Source organism: Saccharothrix sp., from assembly GCF_031180885.1.
Taxonomy (GTDB): Bacteria; Actinomycetota; Actinomycetes; order Mycobacteriales; family Pseudonocardiaceae; genus Actinosynnema.
This window is the reverse complement of the sequence record NZ_JAPSLK010000011.1, coordinates 126,822-145,917: the sequence shown is the minus strand read 5'-3', so window position 1 is coordinate 145,917 and position 19,096 is coordinate 126,822. Positions and strand designations below refer to the sequence as shown.

General features: G+C 70.2%; 16 protein-coding genes and 1 pseudogene. 9 read left to right on the top strand and 8 right to left on the bottom strand.

All coding sequences use genetic code 11. From position 1 onward, the window contains the following. Nucleotides 1–4: 4 nt before the first annotated feature. The gene (locus RIN75_RS16545) at nt 5–325 is read right to left on the bottom strand and encodes an SDR family oxidoreductase (protein ID WP_309112819.1); all 321 of its coding nucleotides are present in this window, start codon (nt 323–325) and stop codon (nt 5–7) included. 161 nt (nt 326–486) lie between these two features. Here RIN75_RS16545 and RIN75_RS16540 point away from each other — a divergent pair, with 161 nt between their 5' ends. Both RIN75_RS16540 and RIN75_RS16535 read left to right on the top strand, forming a co-directional pair. Beyond that, nucleotides 487–927 (top strand): STAS domain-containing protein, encoded by a 441-nt coding sequence (locus RIN75_RS16540; RefSeq protein ID WP_309112818.1) that lies wholly within the window; start codon nt 487–489, stop codon nt 925–927. A 97-nt stretch (nt 928–1,024) separates the two neighbouring features. Beyond that, nucleotides 1,025–2,752: a S8 family serine peptidase gene (locus tag RIN75_RS16535; RefSeq protein WP_309112817.1), complete on the top strand. Its 1,728-nt coding sequence runs from the start codon at nt 1,025–1,027 to the stop codon at nt 2,750–2,752. Nucleotides 2,753–2,762: 10 nt separating this feature from the next. On the opposite strand, the gene RIN75_RS16530 is transcribed toward RIN75_RS16535, so the two are convergent. After that, entirely contained in the window at nt 2,763–5,630 is a 2,868-nt protein-coding gene (locus RIN75_RS16530; RefSeq protein ID WP_309112816.1) for an AAA family ATPase, read from the bottom strand. A 331-nt stretch (nt 5,631–5,961) separates the two neighbouring features. Between RIN75_RS16530 and RIN75_RS16525 the strand changes: the two genes are divergently transcribed. Beyond that, a complete protein-coding gene (locus RIN75_RS16525) occupies nt 5,962–8,652 on the top strand; it encodes an RICIN domain-containing protein (protein WP_309112815.1) in 2,691 nt (896 codons plus the stop codon). Nucleotides 8,653–8,877: 225 nt separating this feature from the next. Here the strand turns inward: RIN75_RS16525 and RIN75_RS16520 are convergent, their stop codons facing one another. The 3 genes from RIN75_RS16520 to RIN75_RS16510 form a co-directional block, all read right to left on the bottom strand. Beyond that, complete coding sequence (locus RIN75_RS16520; protein WP_309112814.1) at nt 8,878–10,293, bottom strand: RICIN domain-containing protein; 1,416 nt, start codon at nt 10,291–10,293, stop codon at nt 8,878–8,880. A 100-nt stretch (nt 10,294–10,393) separates the two neighbouring features. Further along, complete coding sequence (locus tag RIN75_RS16515; protein ID WP_309112813.1) at nt 10,394–11,842, bottom strand: glycoside hydrolase family 43 protein; 1,449 nt, start codon at nt 11,840–11,842, stop codon at nt 10,394–10,396. A gap of 17 nt (nt 11,843–11,859) precedes the next feature. Next, nucleotides 11,860–12,216 carry a family 43 glycosylhydrolase gene (locus RIN75_RS16510; protein ID WP_309112812.1) on the bottom strand — a complete coding sequence of 119 codons (357 nt, stop codon included), beginning with the start codon at nt 12,214–12,216 and terminating at the stop codon, nt 11,860–11,862. Between the two features lie 366 nt (nt 12,217–12,582). Here RIN75_RS16510 and RIN75_RS16505 point away from each other — a divergent pair, with 366 nt between their 5' ends. Both RIN75_RS16505 and RIN75_RS16500 read left to right on the top strand, forming a co-directional pair. Then, nucleotides 12,583–14,631, top strand: a complete 2,049-nt coding sequence (locus tag RIN75_RS16505) for a cellulase family glycosylhydrolase (protein ID WP_309112811.1) — start codon at nt 12,583–12,585, stop codon at nt 14,629–14,631. A gap of 17 nt (nt 14,632–14,648) precedes the next feature. Further along, a pseudogene (locus tag RIN75_RS16500) lies at nt 14,649–15,194 on the top strand (FAD-binding oxidoreductase); the annotation flags it as partial. Here RIN75_RS16500 and RIN75_RS16495 read toward each other — a convergent pair. Continuing rightward, a complete protein-coding gene (locus RIN75_RS16495) occupies nt 15,080–15,571 on the bottom strand; it encodes a hypothetical protein (protein WP_309112810.1) in 492 nt (163 codons plus the stop codon). The pseudogene RIN75_RS16500 and the gene RIN75_RS16495 overlap by 115 nt on opposite strands. A 191-nt stretch (nt 15,572–15,762) precedes the next feature. Here RIN75_RS16495 and RIN75_RS16490 point away from each other — a divergent pair, with 191 nt between their 5' ends. Beyond that, the gene (locus RIN75_RS16490; protein ID WP_309112809.1) at nt 15,763–16,062 is read left to right on the top strand and encodes a BBE domain-containing protein; all 300 of its coding nucleotides are present in this window, start codon (nt 15,763–15,765) and stop codon (nt 16,060–16,062) included. Here RIN75_RS16490 and RIN75_RS16485 read toward each other — a convergent pair. Further along, nucleotides 16,059–16,913: an NAD(P)-binding domain-containing protein gene (locus RIN75_RS16485; RefSeq protein WP_309112808.1), complete on the bottom strand. Its 855-nt coding sequence runs from the start codon at nt 16,911–16,913 to the stop codon at nt 16,059–16,061. The two genes, RIN75_RS16490 and RIN75_RS16485, sit on opposite strands and share 4 nt — an antisense overlap. Nucleotides 16,914–17,021: 108 nt before the next feature. On the opposite strand from RIN75_RS16485, the gene RIN75_RS16480 reads away from it, so the two are divergent. Together RIN75_RS16480 and RIN75_RS16475 are read left to right on the top strand one after the other, a co-directional pair. Next, the gene (locus tag RIN75_RS16480) at nt 17,022–17,354 is read left to right on the top strand and encodes a helix-turn-helix domain-containing protein (protein ID WP_309112869.1); all 333 of its coding nucleotides are present in this window, start codon (nt 17,022–17,024) and stop codon (nt 17,352–17,354) included. A gap of 165 nt (nt 17,355–17,519) precedes the next feature. Then, entirely contained in the window at nt 17,520–17,915 is a 396-nt protein-coding gene (locus RIN75_RS16475) for an NmrA family NAD(P)-binding protein (RefSeq protein WP_309112807.1), read from the top strand. Here RIN75_RS16475 and RIN75_RS16470 read toward each other — a convergent pair. Beyond that, entirely contained in the window at nt 17,901–18,335 is a 435-nt protein-coding gene (locus RIN75_RS16470; RefSeq protein WP_309112806.1) for a DUF6196 family protein, read from the bottom strand. The two genes, RIN75_RS16475 and RIN75_RS16470, sit on opposite strands and share 15 nt — an antisense overlap. 360 nt (nt 18,336–18,695) lie before the next feature. Here RIN75_RS16470 and RIN75_RS16465 point away from each other — a divergent pair, with 360 nt between their 5' ends. After that, a complete protein-coding gene (locus RIN75_RS16465) occupies nt 18,696–19,085 on the top strand; it encodes a hypothetical protein (protein WP_309112805.1) in 390 nt (129 codons plus the stop codon). Nucleotides 19,086–19,096 lie beyond the last annotated feature (11 nt).

Here is a 19,096-nt window from a genome sequence, read left to right as displayed (position 1 = left end):
CTCCTCAGGAACTCCAGCGGGTGCTGGCACCGGCGGTCACGTCCAGGACGGTGCCGGAGATGTAGCGGGCATTGGGTGAAACAAGGAACGTGATGGCGTCGGCCACGTCCTCGGGCTCGATCAGGCCGACCGGCTGGGTGTTGCAGGACCGCAACGCCCGCTCCAAGTCCTCCGGACCCGTGCCGCCCGCCCACCGGTAGGTGGCCTCGTTCAACACCATCGCCGTGCGCACGCCGGTCGGCGCGACACCGGCACCGGCCAACAGGGACCGGCGGGTCACCCGCCCGACCGCGCCCGGCGGCCCGGATTTCGTTGAGTCGGTCATGCCGCGATCGTGTCCGTACAGGTCGGCCCACGTCCAAGACCTGCGGCGATGCCCGACGGGCATCGCCGGGACGGTTGCTTCACCCGACCGTCCTCTACCGCTCGGAGGGGGCGAGGGTGGACGGTGCGTTGAGTAACCGCCGTATCCGGAGAGGAGTCGCCTTGCGAAGGGACGTCCCGCTCGGGAGGCACCACCTGAGCACGGCGCGCCGCGATCGGGAGTCGGTGTCGGTCGCGGTCACCAAGCGCCGGGGTGTGGTGTTCGCGAAGGTCCGGGGTGAGATCGAGACCGGCACGTGCGAGCAGGTCCGGGGGCAACTCCTCGCGTGCCTGGCCGATGGGCCGGACGGGCTGGTGGTGGACCTGGCGGGTGTGCCGTTCCTGGGGTCGATGGGCATCGCCGTGCTGGTCGAGGTGCGGGAGCACGCCGAGCGGTCGGCGGCCGGGTTCGCGGTCGTGGCGGGTGCGCGCACGCTGGTGCGGCCGATGCGGGTGACCGAAGTGGACGGGCTGCTGGGGTTGTGCGCCACCGTCGAGGAGGCGCTGGACGTGGTCGAGGGCGGGCCGCGCGGAGACGACGGCTTCTCCTGGTGGTCGTCGTAGCAAAAAACCCGTATACGCAATAGGACGCGATACCAATTGTTCGGTCGGGCGCGGCGCCGATGCTGGGTGGACCACGGCCGAAGGAGATTGGGTTCGCATGTCACACGGGAGCAAGCGGGTGGCCGGCCTGTGCGCCGGCCTGGCCTCGACCATCGCGCTGACGCTCAACGGCGTCAGCGTCGCACACGCGGCCGAAGGCCAGGTGCTCGGCACCGGCGCACCGGGCGCCATCGACGGCAGCTACATCGTCACCCTGCACGAAACGCCGGCTGTGTCCACGATGGCGACCAACCTGGCCGAGCAGTACGACGGAACCGTCTCGCAGATCTACTCCGCCGCCCTGCACGGCTTCTCGGTGCGCATGACAGAGCGGCAAGCCCGCCGATTGGCCGCCGACCCGGCCGTGCGCCACGTCGAGCAGAACGCCATGGCGCACGCGACCGAGATCTGGGGCCTGGACCGCGTCGACCAGCGGGACCTGCCGCTGGACAACGCCTTCACCGCGCCGAACGACGGTTCCGGCGTCAAAGCGTACGTCCTGGACACCGGCGTCGACTTCAACCACCCCGACTTCGGCGGCCGGGCGACCAGCGGCTACGACTTCATCGACAACGACAGCGACGCGAGCGACTGCCACGGCCACGGCACCCACGTGGCGGGCACGATCGGGGGCCGGACCCACGGCGTGGCCAAGAACGTCGAGCTGGTCTCGGTCCGCGTGCTGGACTGCAACTCCAGCGGCCCGTGGGACAAGATCATCGCGGGCATCGACTGGGTCACCCGCAACGCCCCGACCGCCGCCGTGGGCAACATGAGCCTGGGCGGCAGCCGGACCACGTCGGTGGACACCGCCGTGGCCAACTCGGTCAAGGCGGGTGTCGCGTGGGCGGTCGCGGCGGGCAACGCCGGCCAGAACGCCTGCAACTACAGCCCGGCGGCCGCGGAGGGCGTGCTGACCGTCGGCGCGACCGACAGCGCGGACAAGCGCAGCGTGTGGAGCAGCAACTCCGCGTCCAACTACGGCAGCTGCGTCGAACTGTTCGCACCGGGCACCTCCATCACGTCCTCCACCCGGGGCGGCGGCACCGGCCAGATGAGCGGCACGTCGATGGCGACCCCGCACGTGGCGGGCGGTCTGGTTCTCGCGACCAGCGCCACCCCGGGCATCGCGGTGGCCGACGCCAACGCCAAGGTCCTCGACACCGCGACCACCAACAAGGTCACCGACCCGAAGGACTCACCCAACCGCCTGCTGTACGTGGACGACCTGGGCACCCACGACCCCGGCGCCCCCAAGGCCTCGTTCACCGCAACCTGCTCGTCGACCACCCCGTCCTGCACCTTCGACGCCTCCGCCTCGACCGACCCCGACGGCTCGATCTCCTCCTACGCCTGGGAGTTCGGCGACGGCACCACCGGCACCGGCATCAAGCCCGCCCACACCTACAACACACCCGGCGCCTACACCGCGAAGCTCACGGTCACCGACAACACCGGCAAGACGGCGACCACGTCAAGGCGTGTCCAAGCCGGCCCCCAGCCCCCGACCGCGTCGTTCACCGTGTACTGCTACCAGGCCAGGTGCGACTTCGACGCCACCGCGTCGACCGACCCGGACGGCGACATCGCCACCTACACCTGGAACTTCGGCGACGGGACGACCGGCACCGGCGTCAAGCTCCAGCACACCTACCCGCCCCGAACGGCCACCTACACCCCGCAACTCGTCGTGACCGACCGAACGGGCGGCAAGGGCAGCACGACCAAGCAGATCCAGTGCAACGTCTACGGCTCACTGACCTTCTGCTTCGCCCAGTACTACTGACCGGGGCACGTCAGTCGAGGCGGTCGGCCCGCAGTTGGGCGCGGGAGGTGATGCCGAGCTTGCGGAACAGTCGTGCCACGTGCTGCTCGACCGTCCGCGAGGACAGGAACAACTCCTCGGCGATCGCCCGATTGGTCCGACCAGCCGCGACCAAGCGCGCGATCTCGACCTCCCGGGGCGACAGCTCGTTGCCGTACCCACGCCGTCCCCGCCGAGCCGGTCCCGCACCGCCGAGGGTGTGCAGCGCGTGACGACACCTGGCGGCGTCCTTCGACGCACCAAGAGCATCGAAGGACGCCGCCAGGTCCCTGAACACGTCCACAGACGGCGTCAGCAACGCCTCATGCTCCCTGGCCAACGCCGCGAAGTACGGCGCAGACATAGCCTCGTACCCCGCAACCGCATCCCGAAAATGCCCGACAGCCGCAACATCGTCCCCCCGCTCCCGGGCCAACACCCCTCGGCACTGCGCCACCGCAGCAAGCACAGCAGGCACGTCCCGAGCCCCGACCCCCTCAACAACCTCGTCCACCAGCCGCCCCGCCTCACCACCCCGCCCAGCCGCCACCCAAACCGCAACGGCGACCGGCACCAGGAACCCGACCCACGGCCAACACCCCGTCCGCCGCACCGCAGCCAGCGCCCGCTCCACCTCCCCCACCGCCTCACCCACCGCGCCCCGCTCCAACAGGATCGACGCCAACCCCGCCGCCCCGCTGATCGCCACCGGCAGGATCGCGTCCGCCGGGTCGTGCGCCCCGGTCCGACCGAAGTGCCCAGCCGCCGCCACCCGGTCCCCCCGCGCCGCAGCCAGCCACCCCAGCACCAACTCCAGCTCGCACGCCATGCTGGTCACGTCCCGGTACTCCTCGACCAACCCGCGCGCCCGCTGCGCCAGCCCCGACCACCGCCCCGTGATCCAGTCCAACCGCGCCTCGGTCGTCCGGCCAGTGCTCACCACGAACGGCGCACCGCTGCTCGCCGCCAGCGCCAACCCGTCGTGCAGGAACCGAGCACCCAACTCCAAGTGCCCCAGCCACACACACGCATCAGCGACGTTGCACCGCAACCGGGCAAGGTGCTGCTGCCCGCCCAGCGTGTCCGCGTCCCCCGGCACCTCGGCCAGCCACTCAAGCTGCCCCTGGTGCAGCCGCGCCCCGACCTCATTGGCCAGCAAGGCGATCCGCAGTTCGCCGGCCGCTACAACCCGGTGCGACTCCGTCTGCTGCCGCCACCGGGCCAACTCCTCCGGCGGGGCGGTACCCAAGTACGGCATGGACAACGCCGCGGTGGCGCGGGCGACCAGATCCGGTCGGTCGGCCAGTTCTACGATCGCGCGTTCGAGTTCGGCCCGCCCCTCCCGGATGTGCCCGATCCGGCGGACCAGCAGCAGCGCCCGGTACAGCCGCACCTCGCCGCGCACCGGCGTGGCCAGCCGCGGGTCAGCGAGCAACCGCTCCAGCGTCCCGGTCGGGTCGCGCTGGTCCAACCCGGTGTTGGCGATGCGCCCGAGCTTGATCGCCAGCCGGTCGACCACGTCGGCGGGCAGCACCGGCACCGCGAGCAGCCGCTGGAGCAACGTGGTCGCGGTCGCCGCGTCACCGGCGTCGATGGCCCGGTCGGCCGCCGCCTCGCCGTAGGCGCACCAGGCCGCCGCCCGCCCCGCGCGCTCGCTGTGCTCGGCGAGTTGCACCAGCGGACGCGGCTGCACGCGCTCCAGCGCGTCCACGGCCCGGTCGTGCAGGGCGACGCGCTCCGGAGCCGTGATCGTGTCGTAGACGGCCTGGCGGGCCAACATGTGCCGGAACCCGTACCCCTCCCCCACTTCGTGCAGCACGTGCCCGTCGAGGGCGTGCGCCAGCGCAGTCGGCGTCTCGTCATCCGGGACACCGCTCACCTGAGCCAGCAACGCGGCGGGCGCGGGCGTGCCGAGCACCGCCGCCGCCTCGACCAGGCGGACGGTGTCCGCGGGCAGGGTGGCCAGGCGATCGGCCATCGCATCCCGCAGCAACACCGGCACCTTGACCGCGTCGAGCAACCGCCTGGCCCGCGCGCTACCCGCCTGCACCGCCCCCGCCGGGTCACGCAAGGCCCGTAACGTCTCCTCCACCACGAACGGGATACCGGCGGTCCGCTCGTGCAACAGCGCCGCGAACTCCGCCGACACCCCTTGTGCGCCAAGGATCGCCTCGGTCAGCCGCCCCACCCCGTCCACGTCCAGCGGCTCCACTTCCAGCACAGCCACCAGCCCACCGGCGGCGGACCGGAACTCCGCGCCCAGGGGGCTCCCCCCGGGCAAATCCTCCCGCCGGTACGTCAGCACCATGCCGAGATCGGCCGGCGGACCACCGGCCAGGAACCGCAGCAGTTGCCGGGTCCCGTCGTCGGCCCAGTGCAGGTCTTCGACCAGCAGCAACGCCGGCCCCAGCCCAGCGAGGAGTTCCCGCACGGCCCGGAACAGCCGGTGCCGCTCCGCCCGGGGATCGCCGATCGGCGGCAACGGCGGCGGCAGGTCGGCGGCGATCTCCGGCAGCAGCGGTGCCAGCGCCCCGATCACCGGGTTCAACTCCCCTCGCCGGGCCAACACCGGCCCCACGCCCCGCAACGCCTCCAGCAGCGCCCCGTAGGAGAACGGCTCGCCGACCTGGTGGCAGTGGCCGACCAACGGCAGCACCCCGCCCAGGTCGCCCCCGAGCAGTTCGGCGACCAGCCTGCTCTTGCCCACCCCCGCCTCGCCCTCCAGCAGGACGACCGCGGGACGGCGGGCCACGGCCTCCCGCAGCACGGCCAGGTGCTCGCCGCGCCCGATGAGGACCGGTGAGCTGGTGCGGAACCACCGACCGGGCCACGCCTGCGGAACACCGTCCCGTCGCCTCATCGCACCTCCGCCGGCCCGCCCGATGGTTACGCTCACAACCGTCACGCGCGAGGCTCGCGGTTCACTGGTCTGAACGAGCGGTTATCACCGTTTCCGCTGATCGGCACAGTACCGAACGCCGCGCCGTTCGCTCAGGTCGTGATCCCGTACCGAAGTGAGCGTTAACAAGTTGGCAGAAACCGGACATTGCCCAGGCTGCCGCGGCCGGCTAGCTTGCCGGAAGGCGCCGGCGCCCTGGTCTTGGTACCGGCTGCCGACCGCATGTCCACCCTGCGCGCACCGGGACCCACCGCCACCTCGGCCGCCTGCGTCAAGCGAAGGGAAAGACAAGGTGAGATCAGCCGCTACCGCCGCGAGGTCGTTGACCGCGCTGGCGGTGCTCGTGTCCGCCGCGCTGCTACCAACCACGGCGAGCCCGCCCGAGGCCTCGGCCGCCGTCCAGGCGACGTTCTACGTGGCCCCCAACGGCAACGACGCCGACCCCGGGACGATCACCGCGCCGTTCCGCACCGTCCAACGCGCCCGCGACGCCGTCCGCACCATCAACGCGAACATGACGGGCGACATCCAGGTCTACCTCCGCGGGGGCAACTACCCCGTGACCAGCACCATCGAACTGACGCCCAGCGACTCGGGCACCAACGGCCACCGGGTCCTGTACTCGGCCTACCCCAACGAAACGCCGGTCCTCAACGGCGGCGTCCAGGTCACCGGCTGGACGCAGCACAGCGGCAACATCTGGAAGGCCCCGCTCACCCGCGCCAACAAGCTGCGGGCGCTCTACGTCAACGACAAGCGCGCCGTCATGGCCACCAAGACGATCGCGTCCCAGGGCTGCTACGGCACGTACAACGTCAACGCCGGCCAGGCCCCGTGGGCGTGGGAGTCCGGCTCGCAGTGCGACGGTGCCAGGTACTCCACGGCCGACCTGCCCGCCATCTCCCGCAACACCGACGACCTCGAAATCGAGACGGCGACGACGTGGCAGACCGCCATCGTGGGCGTCCGCCAGGTCACCAGTGACGGCTCCGGCCGGGTCGCGCTGTTCCAGCAGCCGGGCGGGGCGATCGCCCAGGGGGCGTTCAACGGCAACTTCCAGGTCGGCGGCAGCCACAAGTTCATGAACGCCTACGAGTTCCTGGACACGCCGGGCGAGTTCTACTTCGACCGGGCCGCCCAGACCGTCTACTACTACAAGGCCGCCGCCGAGAACATGGCGACCGCGACGGTCTACGCGCCCAACAACGTGTCCACCCTGCTCCGGGTCGCCGGCACGTCGACGACCAACCACGTCCGCAACATCACGTTCTCCGGCATCACGGTCCAGCACTCCGACTGGAACCTGTTCAACGTCGCCGGTTCGGTGTTCAAGCAGGCCCAGCAGGGCAACCTGGGCAACACCGCGTACGTCAAGGGCAACTTCCACGTCTACCACTACCGCAACGTCGACACCGCGCCGGGCGCGATCCAGGTGGAGAACGCCGACGGCATCCAGTTGCTACGCAACCGCGTGCAGCACACGGGAGTCGATGCCATCACGTTGGTCAACGACGTTCAAAACACCCAATTGATCGGAAACTTCACCAACGACGTCGGCGGGTCCGCCATCAACGTGGGCCACCCGCAGCACGTCTACATCGGCGACCACACGTCGTCCAACCGCGAGAAGTACTCCCCGCAGGTCGAGGGACTGCCGAAGAACATCGAGATCAAGAACAACTACCTGTACGACAGCGCGGTGTTGTTCAACGGCCACAGCCCGATCTCCGCGTTCTTCGTCGACACGCTGACCGTGCAGCGCAACCGGATCGAAAAGGCCCCGTGGAACGGCATCACGATGGGCTGGGGCTGGTGGAACTTCGACGGCTCGTCGGGCTCCATCGTCCCCAACCGCCCCACGACCACCGCGCGGAACAACACCATCAGCCACAACCACATCATCGACACGGTCCAACGCCTCAACGACACCGCGCCCATCTACACGCTGGGCAGCCAGCCGAACACCACGATCACCAACAACTACCTCCAGGGTGTCCCGTCCGGGCACAAGTACGGACTGCACCCGGACGAGGGTTCGGCGTACATCACGTTCCGCGACAACGTGCTGAGCGTGGACAAGAACGTCACGTGGATGGTCAACTCCGACGACTTCGGCCGCAAGCACGACCTGAGCATCACCCAGACCTACGGGCCGATCAACAAGGTCTCCAACAAGAACCTGCCGAACAGCACCATCCACGACATCATCGTGTCGTCTGATTACGTGTGGCCCGCACCCGCGCACAGCATCGCCGTGAACTCCGGCTTGGAGGACGCGTACCGGGACATCATCCCCGCGAACCTGCTGTCGTTGCCCGACTACGTTCTCCCCGACAGCACCTACGTGGGCAGCGGCACGACCTCGATCCCGATCCGCAGCGCCGGCGATGCGACCAAGACCGTCTGGCTGGCTCCCCCGGGGACGACCAACTTCGCCGTAGGCCCGACGATGACCAGGGCGGGCGGCACGGCAACGACCATCGAGGTCCCCACGACCTCCGGTGACTACCGGCTCTACGTCGTGGACGCGCAGGGCGCTCGGTCGGCCGAGTCGAAGTCGCTGGCCCGACGGCAGGGTGGCACGCAGCCCGGTGGTGGGTCCATGATCGTCGGCGGCCAGTCGGGCCGGTGCGTCGACATCAGCGGCACGAGCACCGCCAACGGCGCCCAGGCCCAGCTGTGGGATTGCCACGGCGGCACCAACCAGCGCTTCACCCACACCGCGGGCAGGCAGTTGCAGGTGTACGGGAACAAGTGCCTGGACGCCAGCAACCAGGGCACCACCAACGGCACCGCGGTGGTGATCTGGGACTGCAACGGGCAGACCAACCAGCAGTGGAACGTCAACGCCAACGGGACCATCACGGGTGTGCAGTCCGGGCTGTGCCTGGACGCCAACGGCGCCGCGACCGCCAACGGGACCAGGATCATCCTGTGGTCGTGCGGCGGCGGCGCCAACCAGCAGTGGACCCTGCGCAACTGACCAACGTCGGGGGCCGGGACCTTCCCGGCCCCCGGCGGTTCGCGGCCGGGCGGGCGCGGGCAGGCGCGGGCGGCGACCCGCCTCGCCAGGTCGGCGCGTGGCGAACCGCCGGCCCGGAACCACCCGCCGCGAACCGCCGGCCCGAAACCGCACACCACTAACCAGCCCGGGACCGCGCGCGGCCGATGATCTCCGGATCCGCGCGCGGTCCCGAGCCGCACGTGGTCAGTTCGCCGGGACGATCCGCCACTTCTGGTTGTTGCTGTTGCTGTCGCTCCACTGCCCCAGGTTCGCGCCGCTCGTCGTCCGCCCCATCCCGTCGAGGTACAACCCCGTGGCACGGTTGCGGATGCGGACGTCGTTGCCATTGGTGGCACCGGTCACGACGGTCCACTGCTGGTTGTTGCTGGTACTACTCGCCCACTGACTCACGTTGGCACCATTGGAAGTGTTGCCCGCGCCATCGAGGTACAGCCCGGTGGCCGCGTTCTTGATCCGCACGTAAGCGCCCGCGTTCTCGATGATCCACTGCTGCTCAAGACCCGTACCCGCCGCCCGCTGACCGGCGGTCGATCCATTCGCGGTGCCGCCCATGCCGTCCACGTACAAACCCGTGGCGACGTTGCGGATCTTGGCCACGTTCGTACCACCGTCCCCGATGCCCCACGCATAGTGGAGCCGCAGCAGGCCGGACGCGTTGGTCAACGACAGCCTGGTGTCGGCCCCGCTCCCGGTCCGCGTGGTCAGGCTGTACCAGTCGCCGTCCCGCAACCCCGGCCAGTACACGCTGCCCATCCCCAGGCTCCGCAACTTGCTGCTGACCCCGCGGATGTAATCAGCCATGTACGACCCGCTCGGCACGCTGTAATCAACCCGGTCGAAGTACACGCCGTTCTTGGTGCCCGGGCTCATGGCGCCGCCCCACTCGGTGGCGATCGTCCGTGAGGCGAAGTTGCCGATGTAGCTGCCGATGTGGTCCGCCCACTGGGTTTCGCTCTCGTACCCGGCGAAGAACGAGTAGTCGTGGACCGCCAGCAGCGTGCCGTTCAACCGGCTGTCGTTGCCCACCGCGGGCACGTTCTGCGCCAACCCGGCCCCGTCGAGGATCACCCGGCCGCGCGGCACCGACGAGTACCGGCCCAGCCACGTGTTGTACATGTTGTTCAGGTCGGTCGTGCTGTACCCGTGCGGCTCGTTGATGACCTCGAAGTAGGCGTTCGGGTTGCTGCCGTACCGCGAAATCACCCGGTCCCACATCTGGTTGAACGCGGTCATGTTCGGCGGCCTGCCACCGGTGTGCGCCCAGTACGCGAGGATGACCTTGCCCTTGGTGAGCGCGGCGTCGATCGCCCCCGTGTAGGTGCCCCAGAAGTCGGCGACCGTGGGTTCGTTGATCGGCATCCGGACCGTGTTGGCGCCGGTGATCGAGTACATCTGCCCGACCACCTGGTTCGCGACGACGGTGGCCGACGCGTAGGTGTCGGAGGCGCTGAGCCCGGACAGGTAGAGCACGCCGTTGACGAAGTTGTCCCGGGGATCGGCCCAGTTGACGCCCTTGAACTGGCTCGTGGACGCGCGCGCCGACTCCGGGACGGCGGTCATCAGACCGGCGGCCAGCACCAGCAACGCCAACAGACGCATCAAGGTAAGCGCTTTCCCAGCTAGCAGACTTCGGTGCATGGGTTTTCTCCTCAAGGGGTGGGAAGGGGTGGACGCCGAACGACGTCCACCCCGGGCCGGATCAGGTCGTCACGCGGAACGTGGCGTCACTGCGGGCGACGGCGGTGGTGATCTGGTCCAGCCGCAGTTGGTAGGCGTAGTGCCGGATGTAGCGGTCGGGGTGGTTGTAGGACTGGAAGGAACTCCACGACGTCGAGGCCAGCCCCGCCACCTGGCGGAAGGTCGCGTCGGCCCGGAACTGCGCGGTGCCGTCGTCCGGGGCCAGGACGAAGTCGTAGTTCTGGTGCCGCAGGTAGTAGCCGGGGTAGTTGACCGACATGATCGACACCGCGGCGGGGTCCGCGAGGCCCTTCACCAGCCGGAACTGCGCGTCCGCCGCGGGGCTGACGTTGGCGTCGATGCGGACGTCGAAGTCGGCGTGCCGGACGTACCGGTCCTGGAAGTTGAACGACTGGAGCCGGTTGACCGGCACGCTCGCGTACTTGCCCAGCACCCGGCTCTCCTCGACCGCGGTCAGGGCCATGATCCCGCCGTGGCGCTTGCGGGTGCCGCCGAGCCGGTAGTCGGACACGGTGCGGAAGTTCCTGGTGCTGCCCAGGTTGGTGGACGTGATCGGCATGTACCCGCGGCCGGTGGCGAACTGGTCCAGCCACAGCGCCCACTCGGTGCGGCCGTTGAACGGCATCCACATCGGCCCCTCGACGACGTTGCCGCCGCCGGTGCCGTTGGAGATGCCCATGTGCGACAGGTCGCCGATCCGGGTCCACGAGCCCAGCACGCTGTCGCTGCCCTCGATCGTGATGTGCCCGTCGGCCGACGCCCGGTAGTAGCGGAACCCGCCGACGCTGGTGGGCGACTCGACGATCTGGGTGTCGATGATGCCCTGGGTGCCCGGCCGGTCGATGTAGACCTGGGGCGCGGTGACGGACCGGAAGTCGCTGGTGCGCACGTAGTGGATGCGGTGCTTGCGGACCCCGTTGATGGTCGCGTTCGTGGCCCAGTAGATCACGTAGTCGTTGGTCGCCGGGTTGAAGATCGCCTCCGGCGCCCAAGCGTCACCCGCGCCGGGGATCGAGCCGGCCACGTTGAGCAGGCGGGGCGCGGACCAGTTCACCAGGTCCGTGGACTCCCAGACGACCAGGGACGTGCTGCCCCGGTTCGCCGCGTCGTCCCACGAGATGCCGCTGGCGATGCGCAGGTCGGTGGCGATGATCCAGTACCGGTCACCGCTGGGGGAACGCACGATCGCGGGGTCCCGCACGCCGCGAGTGCCCACAGTGGACACCAGGGCCGGCGCGCCGTTGTTCAGGTCGGTCCAGTGCAGGCCGTCCTTGCTGTGCGCCAGGTAGATCTGCTCGCCGGTGGCGCTCTCCCCGGTGAAGTGCGCCATCAGGTACCCGGTGAACGGATCGGCGGCCGAGGCGCGACCCGCCCCGACGAGCAGGTGGGTGACGAGCAGCGCGAGCGCCGTGGCCAGCACCGCGGCCGTCCGCGACCGTGTTCGTTGCATGGTTTCTCTCCCTCGGATCACAGGGTGGGGACGATCGGGGCGATGGTGCCGTCGGGGTTGAAGACCATGCGGTCGATCGTGACCTCGCGGTTGGTGCCGTTGCCCGAGGGGACGGCGAACCGGCGGTAGGCCACGTACCGGGTGTCGGTGCCGGGCGCCTGGACCACCGAGTGGTGGCCGGTGCCCTTGATGCCGAGGTCCAGGCGCTTCTGGAGCACCGCGCCGCGCTTGGTCCACGGACCCGGCGGTGACGGCGCGGCCGGCCCGTTGACGACGGTGGACGTGGCGTCCGCCGAGGCGGGCGCGGCGGGCAGGGCGAGGGTCGACGCGACGAGGAGTGACGACAGCGCGAGCACCCGGGTGCGCCGGTTCATGCTGGCTCCGATCGACGTTGGTCGGTAGCTGAGTGAGCGCTAACAAACCGCGCTCGTACTCCCTCTCTCGTCGTGGACTGGCCCTTGGCGGCGCTGAGTATGCGCCATGTGCACGTTCACATCAATCCTCTGATGGTCGGGTGGCCACTACCCGCCGGCACCGACCCCGGCGCGCCGCCCGGAGGAGGTCCGGGCCGAGTCGAACTCCTTTTCGTCGATTTCGATTCGATTTCCGCGTCGACGAAATTTCCGCACTGGTCGAAGCGCATCGATTCCTTGCCCCCGCCGCGGGTTTCCGGGAAACCTCAGGACGGTAGTCGCACGATTGCGAGGGGCGTCATGGCGGGAATGCGCATCGGGGCGCGAGTGCGCCGTCAAGTCGGGTTGCTGGTCGCCGGGGTGACCGCGCTGGCGTCGAGCGCCGGTCTGGTGGCGGTGGGCCAAGCGGAAGCGGCGCAGGGGTGCCGGGTCGACTACTCGGTGGCCAACCAGTGGGCCGGCGGGTTCAGCGCGAACGTGAACATCACCAACCTGGGCGACCGGGTCGACGGCTGGAAGCTGGTGTGGACGTGGCCGTCCGGCCAGCAGGTCACCCAGGCGTGGAACGCGACGGTGACCTCGTCGGGCAGCCAGGCGACGGCGACCAACGTCGGCTACAACGCCGTGATCGCCACCGGCGGGTCGGTGTCGTTCGGCTTCAACGGTTCGTGGACGGGCGCCAACACCGCGCCGTCGTCCTTCGCCCTCAACGGCGTCACCTGCGACGGCGGCACCACGACCACCACCACGACGACCACGACGACCACTTCGCAGAACCCGGTGCCGGGCAACGCGATGGAGCGGGTGGCCGCGATGCAGCCGGGCTGGAACCTCGGCAACTCGCTGGACGCGACCGGGTCCGACGAGACGTCGTGGGGCAACCCGCGCATCACGGAAGCGTTGCTGGACAACGTGAAGGCGCAGGGCTTCAAGAGCATCCGCATCCCGGTGACGTGGGGCCAGCACCAGGGCGGCGCGCCGGGCTACACCATCGAGGCCGCCTACCTCAACCGGGTCAAGGAGGTCGTCGGCTGGGCGCTGGCGGACGGCTTCCAGGTGATGATCAACATCCACCACGACTCGTGGCAGTGGATCGCGGCCATGCCGAACGACCGCGCGAACGTCCTCGCCCGCTACAACGCGACCTGGACCCAGCTCGCGGCGGCGTTCCGGGACGCCTCGCCGAACCTGGTCTTCGAGAGCGTCAACGAGCCGCAGTTCACCGGTGTGGACGCCACCCGCGGCGACCAGTTGCTGCACGAGCTGAACACGTCGTTCCGCGACATCGTCCGCCGGTCCGGGGGCAACAATGCCGCCCGCCTGCTCGTGCTGCCCACCCTGCACACCTCCGGCGACCAGGCCCGGCTCGACGCGCTGGCCACGTCCATCAACGGCTACCGCGACCCGAACCTGATCGCGACGATCCACAACTACGGCTACTGGCCGTTCAGCGTCAACGTCGCCGGCGGCACGCGCTTCGACGCCACCGCCCAGAAGGACCTCACCGACACCTTCGACCGCGCCTACAACACGTTCGTGTCCAAGGGCATCCCGGTGATCCTCGGCGAGTACGGCCTGCTCGGCTTCGACCGGCACATCAACACCATCCAGCAGGGCGAGAAGCTGAAGTTCTTCGAGTACCTCGGGTACTACGCGCGGGCCAGGAAGATCACCACGATGCTGTGGGACAACGGCCAGCACTTCGGCCGCACGTCCTTCCAGTGGAGCGACCCGGAACTGATCGCCCAGATCAAGTCCAGCTGGACCACCCGTTCCGGCACCGCGTACTCCGACCAGGTGTTCAGCGCCCGGTCCTCGGCCGTCACCGCGAAGACCCTCGCGCTCAACCTCAACGGGACCACGTTCGCGGGCCTGTACCAGGGCTCGACGGAACTGGTGCGCGGCACCGACTACACCGTCTCCGGCGACCAGCTCACGCTCACCGCGTCGGCGATGACCAGGCTGAGCGGGTCGCGGGCGTACGGCACGAACGCCGTGCTGCACGCCCGGTTCTCGCAGGGCGTGCCGTGGCGGATCAACCTCATCACGTACGACACCCCGGTGTTGAGCAACGCCACCGGTTCCACGAGTTCCTTCGCGATCCCGACCAACTTCCGGGGCGACCTGTTGGCCACCATGGAGGCGAAGTACGCGGACGGCACCAACGCCGGCCCGCACAACTGGACGTCGTACAAGGAGTTCGACCGGACGTTCGCGCCGAACTACACCAATGGTGCCACTACGCTGACGTCGGAGTTCTTCGCCGAGGTGAACGACAACTCCCGGGTTACGCTCACGTTCCACTACTGGAGTGGCGCGCGGGTCACCTACTACGTCACCAAGTCGGGCAGCACGGTCACCGGCACGACCGGCTGATTTGCCAGGAGGTCAACGTGGCGCCATCCCGGCGGAGCGTGTTGCGCTGGGCCGGTGCGGCGGTAGCGAGCGGCGCGGCGGCGGTCTCGGGACACCCCGAGGCCGTCGCCGCCGGCCGGTGGGCGAGGTTGCGCGCCCGGCTGTCCGGTGAGCTGCTGCTGCCCGGCGACACCGGCTACGACACCGCGCGGCTGCCGTTCAACTCGCTGTTCGACCACCACCGGCCCGCCGCGATCGCCCGCTGCGTGCGGCCCGAGGACGTGCAGCACTGCCTGGCGGAGGCGCGCCGGTTCCGCATCCCGGTGGCCACCCGGGGTGGCGGGCACAGCTACGCCGCGTACTCCACGCCGCACGAGGGCCTGGTGGTGGACCTCGGGCCGATGGCCGGTGTCGAGGTGCGCCCGGACGGCACCGCCGTGGTCGGCGCGGGTGCCCGCCTGCGGGACGTCTACGCCGCGCTCGCCGCCGCCGGTCGCTGCCTGCCGCTGGGCAACTGCCCTTCGGTGGGGATCGCGGGGTTCACGCTGGGCGGCGGTTTGGGCTGGCTGGACAGAACGTACGGCCTGACGTGCGACTGGCTGCGGTCGGCGCGGGTGGTCACCGTCGACAGCCGGCGCGTCACGGCGGCAGCCGACCGTGCGCCGGACCTGTTCTGGGCGTTGCGCGGCGGCGGTGGCGGCAACTTCGGCGTGGTCACCTCCTTCGAGTTCTCGACGGTGCCCGCGCCGAAGGTGCTGACCGTGTTCCGCGTCCGGTTCCCGGCCGGTTCGGCGGCGGACGTGCTCGGCGCTTGGCAGCCGTGGAGCGTGGCGTTGCCGCCGGAAATCTCCTGCGTCTGCGTGGTAACGCCGTCCGGTGCGGTGGACCTGACGGGCTGCGCGGTCGGCCCGTCCGGTCCGCTGCGCGCGGAGATCGCCCGCCTGCTCGCCACCGCGGGCATCGACGCGCCGCTGGAGTACGCGGAGGTCGACTACCCCGCGGCGATCGGCATCATGACCGGCGGCCACCCGCCCCGCAACGCCTTCCGCGCCTCCTCCCGCATCGCCGAGGGCTTGTGGCACGACCCTGCGGCCATCGCGGACACGGTGCGGGACAAGGAAAGTGCCCTCCTCATCATCGGAGCGCTGGGCGGTGCGCTCGACCACCCGGCCCCCCACCGACACCGCCTACCCGCACCGCGGCGCGCCGACGTCCGTGGAGGTCTTCGGCACCGTCGGCACCCTGCCTGTCGAGCAGGTGACCCGGGAGGTGGACCAGGTGCAGTCGGACCTGGCGCACCTGATCGGCACCGGCACGTACATCAACTACCTCGACCCGCTCCAGGACGACTGGGCCACCACCGCGTACCGGCACAACCTCCCCAGGCTGCGCGCCGTGGCCCGCCGGTACGACCCGGACGGCGTCCTGCGCTTCCCCCAAGCGATCCGCTAGGCGGGTTCGCGCAGCAACTCCACCAACGCGGCGATGCTCTGGTCGCGGCGACCCTCCTCCACGGCCCGCCGCAGCAGGTCGTGCATCGGCTGGTGCCAGCTTACGTCCAGGCCGGCCTCGGCGGTGACTTCGTGGTCGTACGGGACGGCGTCGTGGAACACCCCCACCGACGACTGCGGGTCGGTGTACTCGCCCCGGTCGATCTCGTCGGCCAGGGTCGGCAGCACCGAGGCGATCATGTCCAGCCACTTGGCCGTGTGCGGCACCAGCGACGCGGCCGTGCGCCCCCGCCCGGTGACCAGCGCCGCGCCCTGGAAGAAGCCGAGCAGGGCAGGCAGCAACGTGCCGCCGACCGCGTACTCGTACAGCTTCGCCAGGTCGACGTCCGTGCCCAGCAACGAGGTGTCGCCGCCGAGGACCCGCAGCGTGGCCTCGTGCTCGGCGTACACCGACTCGTCGCCGCTGTAGTACAGCTGCGTGTCCGCGGCCCCGACCGCCGCCGGGACGTTCTTGATCGCCCCGTCGAGGAACCGGGCTTTGCGCCCGACCGCCCACTCCCCCATCCGCCGCGCCCCGGACGGGGTGCCGCTGTTGAGCGTGACCACAGACCGTCCACTCAGGTCCGCGTCCGCCAACGCTTCCGTTGTGGCGTCGTAGTGCGACAGGCAGGCGACGATCAACGGGCTCGCCGCGACCGCTTCGGCGGCGGACCCGGCGGCCACCGCGCCCGGCGGCACCTTGCCCGGCGTGCGGTTCCACACGGTGGTCGGGTGACCGGCGGCGACGAACGCCTCCGCCAGCGCCCGACCCATCGAGCCGAGCCCGATCACCGTGACCGGTGTGCGATTCATGCGTTCCCTCCGACTCTTGGGGTCGCAACCCATGCTCGGAGCACCGCGGGAGTTGATCAAGTACCGTCATTTTTGACGGGTACTGACTCTTTTGTCGGGGGGTTGGCGTTGAAGCACCGGACGTACACGTGCGGTCTGGACGCGGCGATCGACGTGATGGGCGGGAAGTGGAAGCCGTTGATCCTGTGGGAACTGCACAGCGCGACGCTGCGCTTCGGCGAGCTGCGCCGGGCGGTCCCCGGGATCAGCGAGCGGGTGCTGATCAACCAGCTCCGCGAGCTGGAGACCAGCGGCCTGGTGCACCGCGAACTGCACCACGAGGTGCCGCCGAAGGTCGAGTACTCGCTGACCGACTTCGGCCGTTCCCTGATGACCGCGCTCCTGCCGCTGGGCGAGTGGGGCGAGCGCCACAAGTCCCGCATCGAGGCCATCCCCCGCTGAACCCGGTCGACATCGAGGACAGAAGCTGACCTGGAAGCCTTCTAGGGTCGCGATCATGAGCACCGTCGAACAGCACACGGACGTGGTCCTCGTGACCGGAGCCACCGGAACCCCGGGCGCAAGATCGTCGACCGGCTCGTCGGCCGCGGTGTGCGGGTGCGGGCGTTGACCAGGAAATCGAACGCCGACCTGCCCGCCGGGGTGGAAGTCGTGCGCGGAGACCTCAACGCCCCCGAAAGCCTTGCGCCCGCGCCGGACGGCGTCACCGCCATGCACCTGCTCACCCTGACCGGGGAGGACAACGCGCCCCTCGCGACCGGCCCTGCGATCGTGGCGCTGGCGACCGCGGCCGGGGTCCGCCGGGTCACCCTCCTGGGCACCGGCGAAGGCCCGGTGGAACAGGCCGTCGCGGCGAGCGACCTGGAGTGGACCGTGCTCTGGCCGATCGACATGACGGCCGAGACCGTCGAGGACGTCACCGGCCGCCCGCCCCGCCGCTTCGCCGACTGGGCCGCCGACCACGCTTCCGCGTTCGAGCGGCCGCCGTCAGCCCGCCCGTAGCGCTTCGACGACCGCGATGGCCTGGTCCAGCAGCTCGACGGGGCAGCCCCAGTAGTCGTAGATGCCGCCGCGCCCCCGGTTGCTCCCGCACACCACGAAGACGCCCGTCCCCAGCTCCGCTTTGAGGCGCGTGGCCAGCCAGCCGACGAACCCGCTGTTGTCCAACCCGTCGACGAAGTGGAAGGAGAAGATCCCGAACCGCTCGACCCCGTCGACCTCACCGGTCAACGGAACCAGCCGGCTCCAGCTCTCCCGGTCCCGCACGTAAGCCAGGGTCTCGGGCGTCACCACCGGCGGCTCGTCGGCGGGGAACTCCTCGAAGCACCACACCCCGTCGTGCACGACGAGATCAGCCTCGGCGATCACCCGCCGCAGCCGCAACTCCGTCTGCTCCGCGGTCTCCACACTCACACTGACCATCAGCCCGCCCCCTCGAGTCCGTGAACCTCCAACGCCCACGCCGCAAGACTTATTCCACTCACCGTGTCCCAAGTGGAAGACCAATTGGGGAAGATCAGCGGGTTGGACGTGGACGCGTTGGCTTCGCGCTCCACGTGACCGCCCGGGCGGCCGTGCGGCACCGCGGCGGGGAGGTGCTGGCGGCCACGGCGGTGGCGGACATGGAGGTGCCGCGCCTGGACGCGGTCCGCCGCTACCTGCTGCGCAGCGCCACGGCGAAGCTCCGACCCGACATGTGGGACGCGGTGTTCGAACCCCGGCCAGGGCAGGAACCGGAACCCACCGCCCCACACGTCGAACCGGACCCGCGGGCTCACCAACGTGCGCAGCACCTCCCACGCCGCGGCCTGGCCCGCGGCCCACTCGCCGCCCCCGCCTTCCCGGGCGATCCGGGCGCAACTCGGCCAGCCGCTCGGCGAGCGCCAACTCGGTGAACCGGTCCCGTTGCCGCAGCACGCGTTCCACCTCGGCTTCGGCCTCGGCGCGGACCTGCTCGTCGGTGGCCGGCGCCCCGGCAGCCGGTGCTGCGGTGCCCATCGTGGCGAGGTCCGCGTCGGCGACCGTGCACCGGACCGGCTCCAAGGGCTGCGGGTCGAGGTCGATGCCCGGGTCGCCCGGGGTCGACTCGGGCAACGGGTCGAGCGCGCCCGCCGCCCGCACGGCCGCCTGCGCCGCGCGGATCTGCCCAACGCCTTCGACGTCCTGCCGTGACGCACCCCGGC